The sequence below is a fragment of the Kitasatospora putterlickiae genome (assembly GCF_039527695.1).
GTDB lineage: Bacteria > Actinomycetota > Actinomycetes > Streptomycetales > Streptomycetaceae > Kitasatospora > Kitasatospora putterlickiae.
Genome location: NZ_BAAAKJ010000391.1, coordinates 1 through 474, shown reverse-complemented (window position 1 = coordinate 474; position 474 = coordinate 1). Strand labels below are relative to the sequence as shown.

The 474-nt window shown below is 71.5% G+C and carries 1 protein-coding gene; it reads right to left on the bottom strand.

All coding sequences use genetic code 11. From position 1 onward, the window contains the following. Position 1 precedes the first annotated feature (1 nt). A partial coding sequence (locus ABD308_RS33825) for a class F sortase (protein ID WP_344343558.1) occupies positions 2-474 on the bottom strand: 473 nt, incomplete at its 5' end.

The following is a 474-nucleotide window of genomic DNA, read 5'->3' as shown; positions in this document are numbered from 1 at the left end:
CTCACGCCGGGCGCGAGGACTCCAGGTGCGCGAAGACCACCACGTTGTCGAGGTAGTCCCGGCGCTTCTTGTCGTAGGTGCCGCCGCAGGTGATCAGCCTCAGCTGGGCGTCGGGCGTCTTCCCGTAGACCCGCTGGTCGGGGAAGGCGTCCTTGGCGAAGGTCTCCACGGCGTCGACCGCGAACACGGCGACCGTGCCGTCGGCCCGCTGGACCTCCACCTTGTTGCCCGGCAGCATCAGGCTGAGCAGCAGGAACACCGCCGGCCCCTTGGTGGTGTCGACGTGCCCGGCGACCACGGCGGCACCCCGCTCGCCGGGCGAGACGCCCTCCGCGTACCAGCCGACCAGGTTCTTGTCCTCCGGCGGCGGGGCGTTGAGCTGCCCGGAGGGGTTCAGGGTGAGGTCGGTGAACGGGGCGTCCACGTTGATCTGCGGGATGCGCAGCCGGGTCGGCCTGGACCGGTCCAGCGGCG